Origin of the sequence: Rhodococcus sp. MEB041 (genome assembly GCF_030208955.1) — a bacterium.
Taxonomy (GTDB): domain Bacteria; phylum Actinomycetota; class Actinomycetes; order Mycobacteriales; family Mycobacteriaceae; genus Rhodococcoides.
The window spans coordinates 105,712-121,320 of the sequence record NZ_JARVSZ010000005.1; the positions used below are offsets into that span (position 1 = coordinate 105,712).

The window sequence follows — 15,609 nt, forward strand, 5'->3', positions numbered from 1 at the left end:
CCATGGTCACCACCACGCCCGACGAGGCGTCGGTGGGGAAGCAGTCACGGGCGAGCGCGTCGTCACGCTACGGCGCGCTCGCCCGTTATCTCGTGATCCGGTTCCTGCTGATCATTCCCACGGCATGGATCCTGGTCACGGTCGTCTTCTTCCTCATGCGCGTTCTCGGCGATCCCATCAGTGCTGCCCTCGGTGGACGACTGCCCGCCGACCAGATCGCCGAACGACGCGCCGCGGCCGGTTACGACCGGCCGATCCTGGTGCAGTACTGGGAGTACCTGTCCGGTCTGCTGCGGGGAGACTTCGGTCGCTCCGCGACCAGCAACCAGGAGATCAGCGGTGTGCTGATCACCAACGGCGCGGCGACGCTGGAACTCGCGTTCTGGGCGTTGCTCGTCGCGTTCGCCGTCGGCATCCCCCTCGGCTTCTACGCCGCGACCCGCCGCGACTCGATCTCCGACGGCACCCTGCGCATCCTGGCGATCCTGTTCTACGCGGCGCCGGTGTTCTTCGTCGGCATGCTGCTCAAGCTGGTCTTCGCCGTGAAGCTCGGGTGGCTGCCGGTGGCGGGCCGGGCGAGCACCAATGTCGAACTGGCACTGCAGAACGTGTCACCGAAGACCAACATCCTGCTGATCGACTCGATTCTCTACGGGGAGCCGAGCTACACCGTCGACGTGCTGAAGCACGCCGTGCTCCCCGCGGTCGCGCTCGGACTTCTCACCGCCGGCGTGTTCCTGCGCCTGGTGCGGGTGAACCTTCTGCAGACCCTGCAGTCCGGCTACGTGGAAGCTGCGCGCGCACGGGGACTCTCGGCGCGCGTCGTCGCCCGGCGGCACGCCTTCCGCAACGCGCTCATCCCGGTCGTCACCGTGATGGGGCTGCAGATCGCCATGCTGCTGGGCGGCGCGGTGCTCACCGAGACGACGTTCGAGTGGCAGGGACTGGGCTATCAGCTCGCTCGCTACCTGCAGGCGCGCGACTTCATCGCCGTCCAGGGCATCGTCACGTTCCTGGCCATCGTCGTCGCGGTCGTCAGCTTCCTCACCGACGCCATCGTGGCGATCGTCGATCCACGAGTGAGGTTCTGATGAGTATCGAGGTGAGCGTCGGCTCGATCGAGGCGCCGAAGCGACGTCGGGGTGTGCCCGGCCTGTCGATCATCCGCTCGAGTGCCGGACTGCAGAAGGCCACCATCGTCATCGGGCTCGTGCTGGTGGTGCTGTTCGTGATCATGGCGGTCTTCGCTCCGCTCATCGCGCCGTACACCTTCTCCCAGACGTCCGCCGACGGCGTGGAGTTCGCGCGCCAGGCGGCGCCGAGTGCGGACCACATCTTCGGGACGTCGGTGCGCGGAGAGGACGTGTTCTCCCGCGTCGTCTACGGCGCACGGACCGCCCTGCTCGTCATCGTCACGTCGCTGGTGCTGTCGATCGTGGTGGGCGTTCCCCTCGGACTGCTCTCCGGCTACGTCGGCCGGTGGGTGGACCGGGTGTTGGTCCTCTTCATGGACGCGATGTACGCGTTCCCGAGTCTGCTTCTCGCCGTGGTGGTCTCGATCGTCGTGGCCGGAGGCCAGTCCAGCAGTTTCGGTGGTGTCCTCTCGGCCGCGATCGCCATCACCGCCGTCTTCGTGCCGCAGTACTTTCGCGTGGTGCGCAACGCGACGGTCTCGGTGAAGACCGAGCCCTACGTGGACGCGGCGCGGGTCACCGGCGCCGGCCCGGTGCGGATCATGTTCCGCCACATCCTCGCCAACGTCACGCAGACACTGCCGGTGATCCTCACGCTCAACGGCGCCGAGGCCATCCTGACTCTGGCGGGTCTCGGCTTCCTCGGGTTCGGCATCGAGCCGACGTCCGCGTCCGAGTGGGGATACGACCTCAACAAGGCGCTGCCGGACATCTCCAACGGCATCTGGTGGACGTCGATCTTCCCCGGCACGGCCATCGTCCTGGTCGTGCTCGGTATGACCATGGTGGGCGAATCCGTCAGCGAGACACTCAATCCCGTTCTGAGAACCAGACGCAAGCAGAAAGATCCCTCATGACGGCCTCAGCGTCCACCCCGCAGGCGGCTCTGACCCTCGAGGCACTGTCGGTCAGCTTCGCCACCGACGCGGGGCCCGTCGACGCCGTCAAGGGAGTGAGTTTCGAGGTCTTCCCGGGCGAGGTCCTGGCCGTCGTCGGCGAATCGGGCTCCGGGAAGTCGGTCAGCGTCCGCTCCGCCATCGGGCTGCTCCCGGACACCGCCCGCGTACGCGGAACCGTCACCGTGGGGTCCCGCGAGGTGACGTCGCTGTCGGACAAGCAGTGGGCCGATCTCCGCGGCAACGCCGTGGCGATGGTGTTCCAGGAACCCGGCAGCGCCCTCGACCCGCTGTTCACCGTCGGTTTCCAGATCGTCGAGGCCCTGCGAGCTCACGCCGGAACGGACGGGAAGGTGCTGGACAAGAAGTCCGCCCGCGTCCGGGCGATCGAGTTGCTCACCATGGTGGGTCTGCCCGACCCGGAGCGGCGATTCGGCTACTTCCCGCACGAGTTGTCCGGTGGCCAGAAGCAGCGTGTGATGATCGCGATCGCCATCTCGTGCGAGGCGAAGGTGATCATCGCGGACGAGCCGACGACGGCACTCGACGTGACCGTGCAGGCCGAGATCCTCGACCTGCTGCGCGACCTCAAGGACCGTCTGGGTTGCGCGATCGTGCTGATCACGCACAGCATGGGCGTGGTGGCGGACATCGCCGATCGGGTCGTCGTCATGAAGGACGGCGAGGTGGTCGAGGAGGCACTCGTCCACGATCTCTTCGCTGCGCCGAAGGCCGACTACACGAAGACGTTGCTGGCGGCGGTCCCGACGCTCGATCCCGTGGTCACCGATCGCACCGTCTCGGACGAGGTGGTGCTGTCGGTGCGCGATCTCGTCGTGCAGTTCCCCGGCGGCATCGGTCAGCCCGTCTTCCGGGCCGTCGACTCGGTGACGTTCGATCTGCACCGCGGCGAGACCCTCGGTCTGGTGGGGGAGTCCGGTTCGGGCAAGTCCACCATCGGCCGTTGCGTGGCCGCACTGCAGAAGCCGACGTCCGGCTCGGTGGACGTCCTCGGTCAGGACGTGGGCAGGCTGCGGGGGTCCGCGCTGAAGAGTCTGCGCAAGCGTTTCGGATTCGTGTTCCAGGATCCGTCCACGTCGCTCAACCCCCGACTGACCGTCGGCCAGTGCATCGCCGAGCCGATGATCGTGCACAAGGCCGGGTCGAAGGCGGACATCGCGCGCACGGTCGTGGAGTGGCTCGATGCGGTCCAGCTCCCGAAGGGCACGGAGAAGCGGTACCCGCACGAGCTGTCGGGGGGTCAGCGTCAGCGGGCATCGCTGGCGCGGGCACTCGTCCTGAAGCCGGATCTGCTGGTCGCCGACGAACCGACCAGCGCGCTCGACGTCTCGGTGCAGGCCGCGGTTCTCGACCTCTTCGAGGAACTGCAGACCGAACTGCACTTCGCGTGCCTGTTCATCAGTCACGATCTCGCCGTGGTCGACCGCCTCGCGCATCGGGTGGCGGTGCTGCGGGGCGGCGCCGTCGTCGAGCTCGGGACGCCCGGACGGATCCTCCGGGATCCGGCGGAGGAGTACACCAAGCGCCTGATCGCGGCCATTCCCAGGCCCGAGGTGACACGAGACCGGAAGGACCGATAGGCCTCCGGTACCGTTAGGGCCGCATCCGACCCTCCCGGGTACTCACACACAGATCAGGCTGGAGCAGTACACCCATGACCGATGACACCCACCAGCCCGGCGCAGGAGCCTCGTACGCAGCGGCAGGAGTGGACATCGAAGCCGGTGATCGTGCCGTCGAGCTGTTCGCGCCCCTCGCCAAGCGGGCGTCGCGACCGGAGGTCATGGGCGGTCTCGGTGGGTTCGCCGGCCTGTTCGCGCTGAAGGGCGGATACCGCGAGCCGCTGCTCGCCGCGTCCACCGACGGTGTGGGCACCAAGATCGCGGTCGCGCAGGCTCTGGACAAGCACGACACGGTGGGACTCGACCTGGTCGCGATGGTCGTGGACGACCTCGTCGTCTGCGGCGCCGAGCCGTTGTTCCTGCAGGACTACATCGCGGTGGGGCGCGTGGTGCCCGAGCACGTCGCGCAGTTGGTCAAGGGCATCGCCGACGGCTGCATCCTGGCGGGATGCGCACTGCTGGGCGGCGAGACCGCCGAGCACCCCGGCATGATGGCGGACGGCGAGTACGACCTGTCCGCGACGGGTGTCGGCGTCGTCGAGGCCGACCAGGTACTGGGCCCGGACCGGGTGCGTCCCGGCGACGTGGTCCTCGCGATGGGGTCCTCGGGACTGCACTCCAACGGCTACTCCCTCGCTCGCAAGGTTCTGCTCGACATCAGCCGCATGTCGCTCACCGGTCATGTCGAGGAGTTCGGCCGCACGCTCGGCGAGGAGATGCTCGAACCCACCCGCATCTACGCCAAGGACTGCCTCGCCCTCGCGGCGGAGACGGACGTGCGGACGTTCTGCCACGTCACCGGTGGTGGCCTGGCTGCCAACCTCGCTCGCGTCATGCCGAAGGGCCTCGTCGCCGAGCTCGATCGCGGAACGTGGAGCCCGGCTCCGATCTTCGCGATGATCGCGCAGCGCGGACGCGTGGAGCGCGAGGAGATGGACCGCACGTTCAACATGGGCGTCGGCATGGTCGCGATCGTGGCACCCGAGGACGTCGACCGCGCCCTCGCCGTGCTCACTGCTCGCCACATCGACTGCTGGACGCTGGGGACGGTCAAGAAGTCCGCCGACAGCGGAACCGACGAGCGCGCCGTGCTGACGGGTAATCACCCCCGTTTCTAGGTTCTCGTTTGTCGCAGGACTGGTCGGGCACCCGACCGGCATGACGACGTACGACGGATTCGACACCCTCCCGATCGCCGGTCAGTGGCGAGTGGGCCGAGACGGCCGCACCGCCGACGACGTGAACCCGTACTCGGGCGACGTCCTGACCACCCTCGCGCTGGCCGATGCGGCCGACGTCGACGCAGCGTTCACGGCGGCGAGCATCGCGCAGCGGGACTGGGAGTCCACGCTCCTGACCGAGCGTGCGGACGTGTTCCACCGCGCAGCGCGCATCATGGAGGAGCGCAAGGACGAGATCGTGGACTGGCTCGTCGCGGAGGTCGGCGCCATCCGCCCCCGCGCCGAGTGGGAATGGCTGGCCGTCCGCGCGGTGATGCTCGAATCGGCGAGCTACCCCACTCGATCGGCCGGGCGCATCCTCCCCGCTGCGCTGATCGACGGCAAGGAGAACCGCGTGTACCGGCGGCCCCTCGGCGTGGTCACGGTGATCAGTCCGTGGAACTTCCCGATGCAACTGTCCGCCCGCTCGGTGGCGCCCGCGCTGGCGCTCGGCAACGCAGTGGTGCTGAAGCCCGCGAGCGACACCCCCGTCACCGGCGGACTCCTGCTGGCCAGAATTCTCGAGGATGCCGGGTTACCCGCCGGCCTGCTGTCCGTCGTCGTCGGCAAGAGCAGCGAGATCGGTGACGCCGTGACCTCGCATCCCCTCACACGGCTCGTGTCGTTCACGGGTTCGACGCCCGTGGGGTCGGGCATCGCGGCGTCGGCGCCGCTCACCAGAATGTCCCTCGAACTCGGGGGCAACGGGCCTCTGGTCGTGCTGGAGGACGCGGACGTCGAGGCAGCCGTGAACGCGGCGGTCTTCGGGTCGTTCTTTCACCAGGGTCAGGTGTGTATGGCGACCAACCGGGTGATCGCGGTCGATGCGGTGCACGACGAGGTGGTGGACCGGCTCACCGAGCGGGTCCGGTCACTGCGCACCGGCGATCCCGCCGATCCCGACACACAGATCGGCCCGATCATCAACGACGCGCAGGTGGAGTCGATTCTCGACCGGATCTCTCGCGCGGAGTCGGACGGCGCGGAAGTCCGCGTGCGCGGGGAGCGTTCGGGACCGGCCGGGCGGGTGCTGGGCCCACATCTCGTGCTGGGGACGAACGGCGTCGCGACCGCCGCCGAGGAGGTGTTCGGACCCGTCGCCACGGTGATCCGGGCAGACGGGGAGGACGACGCTGTCCGGATCGCGAACGACACCGAGTACGGGCTCTCCAGCGCGGTGTTCTCGCGAGACGTCGGGCGTGCGGTCCGGGTGGCGACGAGACTCGAGGCCGGAATGACACACGTGAACGACACCACGATCAACGACGAGCCCAACACCGCGTTCGGCGGCGAGAAGAACTCGGGCATCGGTCGTTTCGGCGGCGAGTGGGCCATCGAGGAGTTCACCACCGACCACTGGATCAGCGTCCAGCACACGCCGCGACAGTATGCGATCTGACCTCGCGTGAAGAACCTCGCACACACGACCGTGCGGGGCGTCCCTGAGTCGGAACGCCCCGCACGGTCGTGTGTGCGATGTGAGGATTCCCCCCGTGTCAGGGGATGCGGTCAGCGCCGCCAGTCGTCGTAGTCGTCATCGTCGTGTCGGGACGGCTCCCGATCGGCGATGCCGTTGCGGTGCGAGTCGGGGGAACCTGTGAGCTCTCGTTGGAGACTCTCGAAGTCCGTGGACGGTGAGCTGTACTTGAGCTCACGTGCAACTTTGGTCTGCTTTGCCTTAGCCCGGCCGCGGCCCATGGCTAACCCCCTCGCGAGTAGCGGGGCGGCCTGGGATTTTTTGGCGGCCCCGTCTGATTGTGTGTTCTTCCTGCCCACACTCTAGCGTGCGAATCGGGTCTGCGCTTCCACCGGCGCCGGTGTCACACCGACGGTGCGCGCCGCGCCGCCCGGGCCGCCATGTCGCGGGCCTCGCGGTAGACCTTGGGCGCCAGATCGGGGGTGTTCAGAAGGATCTGCATCGCCTCCGCCGACACCCCGGTGAAGAGGTCCCGCACGGTGACTCCGTGGTCGGGAACGGACACGATCTCGATGTCGTCGCCCGCCGAGAGCGCGCCGACTCGCACGACGCGCAGGTACGCCCCGACATCGCCCCGCGCGGTGAAACGCTTGACCCAGGTCTTCTCGCCCGTCCACCGCGCGAAGGCGGCACACGGGCGCCGCGGAATGGTCACCTCGAGCTCGGCGGTGCCCACCGACCAGCGCGTTCCGACGACCGCATCGGTGACGGGCAGTCCGCTCACGCGCAGGTTCTCACCGAACCACCCCGCGGGAACCTCCCGGCCGAGTTCCTCGGCCCACCTGTCGGCCTCGGCCTCGTCGTACGCGTAGACCGCCTGGTCCGCGCCGCCGTGGAAGGTGACGTCGCAGGAGCGATCACCGTGCAGACCGAGCTCGGTGACGTCGACCGGTCCGGACACCGCTCGCTTGTCGATGGCGGAGTCGACCACCGCCGGCCGAGAGATGGGGTGGATGGTGTGCACGACGCACACCGACAGCACGCGTCCCGACGGGGCCGGCTGCGTCACCGGCCGCGCAGCCGATCCACCGCGGCGCGGCCCGCCTGGACCGCGGTGTCCAGGACGTAGGAGTCGGGATCGATCGAGGCGGCACACGGCCCGGCGTCGAGCGTGGTCTCCACCGGCACCGCGCGCTTGATCTGTGCGAGCGCGATCGGTCCGAGCTCGAAGTGATCGACGACGGTGCCGATGCGGCCCACGGATCGGCCGCCGACGGTGACGTCGTCGCCCGTCTCCGGTCGACCGTCCGCGGAGCCGTCGAGGTGCAGCAGGACCAGTCGGCGCGGAGGCTTGCCCAGATTGTGGACGCGCGCCACCGTCTCCTGTCCGCGGTAGCACCCCTTCTCGAGGTGGACGGCCCCGAACTCGGTGACCCCGCCGATCCAGCCGACCTCGTGGGGAATCGTGCGGTCGTCGGTGTCGAGACCGAGGCGTGGTCGACCGGACTCGACGCGCAGCGCCTCGAACGCCCAGCTGCCCGCCTCACGCGCACCCGCGACGACGAACTTCGCCCACCACTCGTCGAGACGGTCGGCGGGGACCAGGACGTCGAAGGAATCGGTGCGGGTCGGCCACGGCATCCGGCGGACGAGACCGGCGTCGGGGTTCGCGGCGTCGAGCGGAAGGGCGTCGTACGGCATCGCGGGCACCTCGGCGCCCACCGCTCGCAGGATGGAGCCTGCCTTCGGGCCGAGCAACGACACGACGACCCGTTCGCTGCCGCGACGCGGCGCGGCCTTCGACCAGAACACCATCTTCGACAGGAAGGCGAGAAGGTCCGGTCCGCGGTCCGCCTCGGTGTCGATCCAGGTGGTGCCGTCGAGGTCGGTCATGACCATGTGGTGTTCGACGCGCCCGTTGACGTCCAGGCTCAGGTTCTCCGCGGAGGCTCCGTCGGCAAGCGTCGCGACGTGCTGGCTGGAGATGGTGTGCAACCAGGTCAGTCGCTCCTCGCCGGTGATCGCGATGACGAACCGGTTCGACCGATCGACGACCGCGGCGGTCGTGACGGCGGCGCGCTGCTCACCCAACGGATCCCCGTAGTGCCAGGCGGTTCCACGATCGGGACCGTCCTGGGGTGCGGCCACCGCGCCGGGGCGGGCCAGAACGGGGGAGGAGTACAGGCCAGGGGTCTCGGACACCCCACCAGTCTAGGAGCGGACTGCCCGGTCCGGCCACGGCACTACCCTCGGGGCCATGACTTCACGCGTGGTGGTGACCCTGGACGGTGCCGTGCTCGATCCGACCGAGCCTGTTCTGCATGCCGACGACCTGGCGGCGGTGCGCGGGGACGGCATCTTCGAGACCGTGCTGATCCGCGAGGGTCGGGCGTGCCGACTCGACGCTCACCTCGCCCGCCTCACCCGGTCGGCGGCCATGCTCGACCTCGCGGAACCGGACGTCGACGCATGGCGGCGCGCGGTGGACGTGGCACTCGCGCAGTGGGAGAAGACCGGTGGCGGCGAGGGTGCGATGCGGCTGCTGCTGAGCCGGGGGCGCGAGGGCGCGGACGGTGCCGAGACGGCGCTCGTCATGGTCTCCGCCGTCGCCGATCGCGTCACCCAGGCGCGCGCGGAGGGCGTGTCGGCCCTGACCCTGAACCGGGGTTTCTCCATCGACGCGACACAGCAGTCGCCCTGGGCCCTGCTCGGTGCGAAGACTCTGTCCTACGCCACCAACATGGCGGCCCTGCGCCACGCGGCACGAGAGGGCTTCGACGAGGTCGTGTTCCGCAGTATCGAGGGGCAGGTGCTCGAGGGTCCACGGTCGAGCGTGCTGGCCGTGGTGGATCGCCGCATGGTCACGCCTCCGGTGGAGCACGGGGTGCTGCGCGGCACCACGGTGGACGCTCTCTTCGAGGTCGCGGGCGACGCCGGCTTCGACTGTGCGCACGAGCCGTTGCGGGTGGCCGATCTGATCCTGGCCGACAGTGTCTGGCTGATCTCCTCCGTCACGCTGGCCGCGCGCGTGCACACGCTCGACACCACGCACCTCAAGGAGATGCCGTCGGACCGCGTCGTGCGCGAACTGGTGGACACCGCCGTCGCGCGTTGACGCGCGCCACAGGTAACGGTGGACACAGTCCATCGCCTACTACTACGCGTAGTAGTAGCGTCGGCCCCGTAGGCAGGATCCCCGCCTCGCAGCCGACGACAAGAAGCTGGTCATGGACGCACTCGATGTCTCACGATGGCAGTTCGGAATCACCACCGTCTATCACTTCCTGCTCGTCCCGCTGACCATCGGACTCGCTCCGATCGTCGCCGCGATGCAGACCATGTGGGTGATCACCGGCAAGGACTCCTGGTACCGGCTCACCAAGTTCTTCGGCAAGCTCTTCCTCGTCAACTTCGCACTCGGCGTCGCCACCGGCATCGTCCAGGAGTTCCAGTTCGGCATGAACTGGTCCGAGTACTCGCGGTTCGTGGGCGACGTCTTCGGTGCGCCGCTCGCGCTCGAGGGCCTCGTCGCGTTCTTCCTCGAGTCCACGTTCCTCGGGCTGTGGATCTTCGGGTGGCAACGGCTGCCGAAAGTCGTTCACCTGGTGACGATCTGGCTGGTGGCCATCGGGGTCAACGCCTCCGCCTACTTCATCATCGCCGCGAACTCGTGGATGCAGCACCCGGTGGGGGCCGTCTACGACCCGGACACGGGGCGTGCCGAGCTCGTCGACTTCTGGGCCATGCTCACCAACAACACGGCGCTCGCGGCGTTCCCGCACGCGGTGGCCGGATCCTTCCTCACCGCAGCGACATTCGTCGCCGGCATCGCCGGGTGGTGGATGGTGCGCAGCGCACGTCGCGGCGACGTCGGCCCCTCGTCGGAGGCCCGCTCCATGTTCCGCCCCGCGGCCCGGCTGGCATTCGTCGTCATGATCGCCTCCGGCGCTGCACTCGCGATCACCGGAGACGTGCAGGGCAAGCTGATGTTCGAGCAGCAGCCCATGAAGATGGCATCGGCAGAGTCGCTGTGTCACACCGAGACCGGCGCCTCGTTCTCGATCCTCACCATCGGCACCCACAACAACTGCGACAGCGTCCAGCACATCGTCGCGATCCCCGGCCTGACGTCGTTCCTCGCGAAGAGCGACGTCGACGCGACCGTCCAGGGTGTCACCGAGCTGCAGCAGCAGTACGAGGAGCAGTACGGACCGGGTAACTATCGGCCCAACCTCTTCGTGACCTACTGGGCCTTCCGGATGATGATCGGCCTCGCCGCCGGGTCCGCCGTGCTCGCGCTCGCCGGCCTGTGGGTCACTCGAGGTGGCCGAGTTCCGGACCAGCGCTGGTTCTCCCGGCTCTCACTGCTCGCGATCCCGACACCCTTCCTGGCCAACAGTGCGGGCTGGATCTTCACCGAGATGGGCCGCCAACCCTGGATCGTCGCGCCCAACCCCAGCGGAGTCGACATGATCCGCCTGACGGTCGACCAGGGTGTGTCCGACCACCCCGTCGCTCTGGTGGCGGCGTCCCTCGCAACGTTCACCGTCCTCTATGCCGGGCTCGGTGCCGTCTGGTTCCTGCTCATGCGTCGCCACGTGCAGGCAGGTCCGCTCGAGCACGACAGGCACCCCCACGACGACGACGGTGACGACACCGACGCCGACGCCCGCCCGCTCTCGTTCGCCTACTGACCCGCCGGAGACATGATCATGGGAACGCCCGAATTCTGGTTCGCCGTCGTCACCGCATTGTTCGTCGGATACTTCGTTCTCGAGGGATTCGACTTCGGGGTCGGCATGCTCATGCCCGTTCTCGGTCGATCCGGCCGGGACGACGCCGAGACCCGACGTCGCGTCGTGCTCAACACGATCGGTCCGGTGTGGGACGGCAACGAGGTGTGGCTCATCACGGCGGGAGGAGTGCTCTTCGCGGCCTTCCCCGAGTGGTACGCGACGCTCTTCTCCGGCTTCTATCTGCCGCTGCTGCTGATCCTCGTGGCGCTCATCCTGCGTATCTGTGCCATCGAGTACCGCGGCAAGATCGACGACCCCGTGTGGCGGCGTCGGTGCGACCTCGGTATCGGGATCGGTTCCTGGGTGCCCGCGGTGCTGTGGGGTGTCGCCTTCGCGAACATCGTGCGCGGTGTCGCCATCGACGCGGACAAGAAGGTCACCTCGGGACTGCTCGACCTTCTCACTCCCTATGCGCTGCTGGGTGGTGCGACCACAGCGATGCTCTTCGCGTTCCACGGTGCCGTGTTCATCGCCCTCAAGACGGCCGGCGAGGTTCGAGCGGACGCATCGAGACTCGCTGCGGCACTGATCGTTCCGACCGTGGTGGGCGCCGGGGTGTTCGCGCTGTGGACTCAGCTCGCGCACGGGAAGGGCTGGACCTGGTGGATCGTCGCCGCTGCCGTGGCAGGGCTGGTGACGGCAGCGGTGGCCGTGCTGCGCGGGCGAGACGGATGGGCCTTCGTCGGCACCACCGTGACCATCGGCGGAGCCGTGCTGTTGCTCTTCTGCTCACTGTTCCCGAACGTGATGCCCTCGACCATCGACGCCGCGTTCTCGCTGACCGTCGACAACGCGTCGTCCTCCGCGTACACGTTGCGCATCATGGCGTGGCTGTCGGCGATCGTGGCACCGGTGGTCCTGGCCTACCAGGGCTGGACCTACTGGGTCTTCCGTCGGCGCATCTCGACGACGCAGATCCCGGCGTCCATCGGCCTGGCGAGCACTCGATGACCGCGACGAGGCGGCCCCGAGGACCGATCGACCCCCGGTTGTGGCACCGGTCGGTGCCCGTCCGTCGTCACCTCGTGGGGTCAGTGGCGCTCTCCCTGGTGACGACCGCGTGCGTCGTCGTCATCGCCGTCGTCGTCGGGACCGTGCTGGGCGGCGCGGTCACCGACCCGACCCGTCGGACGGTCGGAGCCTGGACCACCGAGCTGACGGTCCTGGCTGCCGCCGTACTGGTCCGCGTCCTCGCGTCGTGGGCGCGGTCGAGGTACGCGCACCGCTCGGCGGTCCGAGTCGTGCGCGGGTTGCGCGAGGACATGCTGGACGCGGCCACGACGACGCGCTCGCGCGGCGGGGAGGATCGGGGCGAGTGGTCGACGGTGGTCACGCGTGGTCTCGACGGACTGGCGCCCTACCTCACCGACTACGTCCCGGCCCTCGTCCTGGCGGCGACCGTCACCCCGATCGCGACCCTGATGATCGCGTTCGTCGATCCGCTCTCCGCGGTGATCGTGGCGGTCACCCTCCCGACGATCCCGGTGTTCATGGTGCTGATCGGTCTGATGACCCGCGGGCGGTCCCGACGAACCCTCGACGCGATGACGCGACTGTCCTCTCAGCTGATGGACCTGCTCGCCGGAATCCCGACACTGCGCGCACTCGGCCGGCAGGACGGGCCGGCCGCGCGGGTCGGCGAACTCGGGGACGAGCACCGCCGCCGGACGATGGCCGCACTGCGCGTCGCCTTCCTCTCGTCCATGGTGCTCGAACTGCTGGCCACGCTCGGCGTCGCACTCGTCGCGGTGTCGATCGGTCTACGCCTCGTGTACGGCGACATGGAGCTGGCACCCGGCATCATCGCGCTCATTCTGGCGCCCGAGGTCTACCTGCCGCTGCGCGCACTCGGTGCCGCCTTCCATGCGTCCGAGGACGGTGCGGAGGCCGCGGGACGTGCCTTCGCTCTGCTCGAGAGCGCCGAGGCGCAGGCGCCGCATGACCAGCGGACGGCCGCGCCGCCCACCGGTCCGGTCACCGTCGTCCTGACGAACCTGTCGGTCCGCGGGCGGGACGGGTGGGCACCCCGCCACCTCGACGCGACGTTCCGGCCGGGACGGGTGACGGTGCTGACCGGCGCCAACGGGACCGGGAAGTCCACGGTCCTGGCGTCCGTTCTCGGGCTCGTCGATCCCGACGAGGGGTCCGTCTCCCTCGTGGGCTCCGACGGGGTTCGGGTCGACCTGTCGACCGTCGACCTCGACCGGTGGTGGCGCCGTGTGACCTGGCAGCCGCAGCGTCCGGCCGTCGTCGCCGGATCCGTCGCCGACAACCTCGACCTCGGGGCGCGTGGTGACGTGGCCGAAGCTGCTCGCGCCACGGGGTTCTCGTCCGTCCTGGCGTCCCTGCCCCGCGGAGCCGCGACGATGCTCGGCGCCGGGGGAGTGGGACTGTCCGTCGGAGAAGCCCAGCGGTTGGCCCTGACGCGCACTCTCGCCGCGACGGAATCCGTCGTGCTCCTGGACGAACCGACCGCCCACCTCGACCCGGAATCGGCGCGTCGGGTGCTCGGGTCCCTGCGGGCCGCGGCCGACGGCGGCCGCACCGTCGTCATCGTGGGGCACACGCCCGAGGTGCTCGCCGCCGCGGACACTGTCGTGCACGTGGACCGAGCGGCGGTGTCGGCATGAGCGATCTGACGCGGGCACTGCGGCTGCTCGACCTGCCGCCGGGGCGCGTCGCGCGGGCCGTGGCGGCGGGAGTCGCGACGCTGGGCAGTGCACTCGCGCTGTCCGCGCTCTCGGCCTGGCTCATCACGCGGGCATGGCAGATGCCGCCGGTGTTGCACCTCTCGGTGGCCGTGGTCGCGGTGCGCGCGCTCGGCATCACGCGCGGCGTGTGTCGGTATCTGGAACGACTGGCCACTCACGACGTCGCACTGCGCGGGACCGTCCGTGCGCGGTCCACCCTGTACCGCGAACTGTCGCAGGGTGATTCGGCCACGGCGGTGACGACGCGGCGAGGGGATCTCCTCGTGCGGACCGGCGCCGACGTGGACGCCGTCGGCGACGTGGTGGTGCGCGCCCTCGTTCCCGTCGCCGTCGCCGCGGTGGTCTCGGCCCTCGCGGTCGGACTCGTCGCCGTGTGGTCCCCTGCCGCGGCAATCGTCCTGGCGGTCGCGCTGCTCGTCTCCGGGGTCGTGGCGCCCTGGTCGAGCGCCAGGGCCGAGCGGGCCGTCGCCGAGGATCTCGTCGCTGCGCGAGCCGACTTCGCCGCCCACGCCGTCACCGCGATCGACCACGCCGCCGAACTCCGGGTGTCCGGGCGACTGGCAGACGTGCGACGCCGCGCCGACGAGGCCGACCGCGCCGTCGGTGCCGCGCAGGACCGCGCCGCTGGGTGGTCCGCCCTGTCCGCCGCGGCGACCCCGCTGTCGATGGGAGTCGCGGTGCTGGGCGCCCTCGCCGTCGGCATCTCGGCGTACGGCACCGCATCGGGGTTCGCGGGCGGCACCGACCCCACCGGGCTCGCCGTCGTGGTGCTGGTTCCGCTCGCCGCGTTCGAGGCGACGGGTGCGATACCCGCCGCCGCGGTGGCGTGGGTGCGCGGATCCGCGGCGGCTCGGCGGATCATGGCTCTCGTGGACGAGGCCCGCTCCGGGCCGGCGGTGACGCCGAAGGACGACCCGTCGCCGTCGCCGTCGGTGCGCCTCGAGGTGTGCGACGTCGTCGCAGGCCGCGGCGGATCGCGGACCGCGCCGGTATCTCTGGTGGTGGGACCCGGTGCGCGCCTGGCGATCAGCGGACCCAGCGGCGTCGGCAAGTCCACGCTCGCCATGACGATCGCGGGGCTCGTCGCCCCCGCCGCGGGCGCCGTGCTCGTCGACGGCAGGTCCGTCGGCGAACTGTCCGAGGACGCGGTGCGCCGGACGGTGTCCTACGTCGCCGAGGACGCCCATGTCTTCCGGACCACCGTTCTGGAGAACCTCCGTGTGGTGCGCGGTGACGTGACCGAGACGGAGGCGACGGCGGCACTCGACCGGGTCGGGCTCGGCGACTGGGTGCGCGCACTGCCCGACGGTGTGCACACGGACCTCGACGGCGGCGCGGAGGTGCTATCCGGCGGACAGCGTCGCCGATTGCTGCTGGCCCGCGCGACGCTCTCGCGGGCGGCGGTGATCATCGTCGACGAGCCCACCGAACACGTGGACGACGTGTCCTCCGCCGCGTTGCTCGCCGCGATGCTCGATCCCGACGGTGGACTGTTCGATCGGGCGACGACCGTTCTGGTCGTGACGCATCGACCGGTGCCGACGGGCGTTCGAGTGGTGACCGTGAGCGGTGAACGTCAGGTGTGTTCGCTCACGGAAAAAGACGTTGCCGACCGGGCTGATCCACGCGTAGCGTCGTCTGTACACGAGAGAGGAGGTGGTCTGGAATTGTATGACTCTTGGACGCGTGAGGTGGCTGCCCGCTAGCCGCAACCGCTGACGGTTCTTCTCTCA

General features: G+C 69.5%; 13 protein-coding genes. 10 read left to right on the plus strand and 3 right to left on the minus strand.

The annotated features are described in order from the left end of the window. Window positions 1-2: 2 nt before the first annotated feature. The 5 genes from QRN16_RS14570 (at window position 3) to QRN16_RS14590 (ending at window position 6,351) form a co-directional block, all read left to right on the plus strand. Entirely contained in the window at window positions 3-1,091 is a 1,089-nt protein-coding gene (locus tag QRN16_RS14570; protein ID WP_081821062.1) for an ABC transporter permease, read from the plus strand. Next, the gene (locus QRN16_RS14575; protein WP_222627862.1) at window positions 1,091-2,050 is read left to right on the plus strand and encodes an ABC transporter permease; all 960 of its coding nucleotides are present in this window, start codon (window positions 1,091-1,093) and stop codon (window positions 2,048-2,050) included. Before QRN16_RS14570 ends, QRN16_RS14575 begins: the two co-directional genes overlap by 1 nt. Continuing rightward, window positions 2,047-3,690, plus strand: coding sequence for an ABC transporter ATP-binding protein (locus tag QRN16_RS14580; protein ID WP_285187779.1), 1,644 nt, complete (start codon window positions 2,047-2,049; stop codon window positions 3,688-3,690). The genes QRN16_RS14575 and QRN16_RS14580 overlap by 4 nt, the downstream gene beginning before the upstream one ends. 74 nt (window positions 3,691-3,764) lie before the next feature. After that, complete coding sequence (gene purM, locus QRN16_RS14585; RefSeq protein WP_027504286.1) at window positions 3,765-4,850, plus strand: phosphoribosylformylglycinamidine cyclo-ligase; 1,086 nt, start codon at window positions 3,765-3,767, stop codon at window positions 4,848-4,850. A gap of 40 nt (window positions 4,851-4,890) precedes the next feature. Beyond that, complete coding sequence (locus tag QRN16_RS14590; RefSeq protein ID WP_285187783.1) at window positions 4,891-6,351, plus strand: aldehyde dehydrogenase family protein; 1,461 nt, start codon at window positions 4,891-4,893, stop codon at window positions 6,349-6,351. Between the two features lie 110 nt (window positions 6,352-6,461). On the opposite strand, the gene QRN16_RS14595 is transcribed toward QRN16_RS14590, so the two are convergent. The 3 genes from QRN16_RS14595 to ygfZ all read right to left on the minus strand — a co-directional run bounded on the left by QRN16_RS14595 (window position 6,462) and on the right by ygfZ (window position 8,571). After that, on the minus strand, window positions 6,462-6,650 hold the full coding sequence (locus QRN16_RS14595) for a DUF3073 domain-containing protein (protein WP_081821107.1): 189 nt from the start codon (window positions 6,648-6,650) through the stop codon (window positions 6,462-6,464). Between the two features lie 122 nt (window positions 6,651-6,772). Then, window positions 6,773-7,438 carry an MOSC domain-containing protein gene (locus QRN16_RS14600; protein WP_056446733.1) on the minus strand — a complete coding sequence of 222 codons (666 nt, stop codon included), beginning with the start codon at window positions 7,436-7,438 and terminating at the stop codon, window positions 6,773-6,775. Next, window positions 7,435-8,571 (minus strand): CAF17-like 4Fe-4S cluster assembly/insertion protein YgfZ, encoded by a 1,137-nt coding sequence (ygfZ, locus tag QRN16_RS14605; protein ID WP_222627856.1) that lies wholly within the window; start codon window positions 8,569-8,571, stop codon window positions 7,435-7,437. Before ygfZ ends, QRN16_RS14600 begins: the two co-directional genes overlap by 4 nt. A gap of 55 nt (window positions 8,572-8,626) precedes the next feature. On the opposite strand from ygfZ, the gene QRN16_RS14610 reads away from it, so the two are divergent. The 5 genes from QRN16_RS14610 (at window position 8,627) to cydC (ending at window position 15,582) form a co-directional block, all read left to right on the plus strand. Continuing rightward, on the plus strand, window positions 8,627-9,484 hold the full coding sequence (locus QRN16_RS14610; RefSeq protein ID WP_222646610.1) for an aminodeoxychorismate lyase: 858 nt from the start codon (window positions 8,627-8,629) through the stop codon (window positions 9,482-9,484). 112 nt (window positions 9,485-9,596) lie between these two features. Further along, window positions 9,597-11,063 (plus strand): cytochrome ubiquinol oxidase subunit I, encoded by a 1,467-nt coding sequence (locus QRN16_RS14615; protein WP_285187789.1) that lies wholly within the window; start codon window positions 9,597-9,599, stop codon window positions 11,061-11,063. Between the two features lie 18 nt (window positions 11,064-11,081). Continuing rightward, window positions 11,082-12,116, plus strand: coding sequence for a cytochrome d ubiquinol oxidase subunit II (cydB, locus tag QRN16_RS14620; RefSeq protein WP_222627850.1), 1,035 nt, complete (start codon window positions 11,082-11,084; stop codon window positions 12,114-12,116). Continuing rightward, window positions 12,113-13,795 carry a thiol reductant ABC exporter subunit CydD gene (gene cydD / locus QRN16_RS14625; protein WP_285187792.1) on the plus strand — a complete coding sequence of 561 codons (1,683 nt, stop codon included), beginning with the start codon at window positions 12,113-12,115 and terminating at the stop codon, window positions 13,793-13,795. The genes cydB and cydD overlap by 4 nt, the downstream gene beginning before the upstream one ends. After that, window positions 13,792-15,582, plus strand: a complete 1,791-nt coding sequence (cydC, locus tag QRN16_RS14630; protein WP_285187794.1) for a thiol reductant ABC exporter subunit CydC — start codon at window positions 13,792-13,794, stop codon at window positions 15,580-15,582. The genes cydD and cydC overlap by 4 nt, the downstream gene beginning before the upstream one ends. Window positions 15,583-15,609 lie beyond the last annotated feature (27 nt).

Excerpts from the sequence above, each read along its gene's own strand:
- QRN16_RS14570 (WP_081821062.1), top strand. The coding sequence starts at position 3 with ATGGTCACCACCACGCCCGACGAGGCGTCGGTGGGGAAGCAGTCACGG.
- QRN16_RS14575 (WP_222627862.1), top strand. The coding sequence starts at position 1,091 with ATGAGTATCGAGGTGAGCGTCGGCTCGATCGAGGCGCCGAAGCGACGT.
- QRN16_RS14580 (WP_285187779.1), top strand. The coding sequence starts at position 2,047 with ATGACGGCCTCAGCGTCCACCCCGCAGGCGGCTCTGACCCTCGAGGCA.
- purM (WP_027504286.1), top strand. The coding sequence starts at position 3,765 with ATGACCGATGACACCCACCAGCCCGGCGCAGGAGCCTCGTACGCAGCG.
- QRN16_RS14590 (WP_285187783.1), top strand. The coding sequence starts at position 4,891 with ATGACGACGTACGACGGATTCGACACCCTCCCGATCGCCGGTCAGTGG.
- QRN16_RS14595 (WP_081821107.1), bottom strand. The coding sequence starts at position 6,650 with ATGGGCCGCGGCCGGGCTAAGGCAAAGCAGACCAAAGTTGCACGTGAG.
- QRN16_RS14610 (WP_222646610.1), top strand. The coding sequence starts at position 8,627 with ATGACTTCACGCGTGGTGGTGACCCTGGACGGTGCCGTGCTCGATCCG.
- QRN16_RS14615 (WP_285187789.1), top strand. The coding sequence starts at position 9,597 with ATGGACGCACTCGATGTCTCACGATGGCAGTTCGGAATCACCACCGTC.
- cydB (WP_222627850.1), top strand. The coding sequence starts at position 11,082 with ATGGGAACGCCCGAATTCTGGTTCGCCGTCGTCACCGCATTGTTCGTC.
- cydD (WP_285187792.1), top strand. The coding sequence starts at position 12,113 with ATGACCGCGACGAGGCGGCCCCGAGGACCGATCGACCCCCGGTTGTGG.
- cydC (WP_285187794.1), top strand. The coding sequence starts at position 13,792 with ATGAGCGATCTGACGCGGGCACTGCGGCTGCTCGACCTGCCGCCGGGG.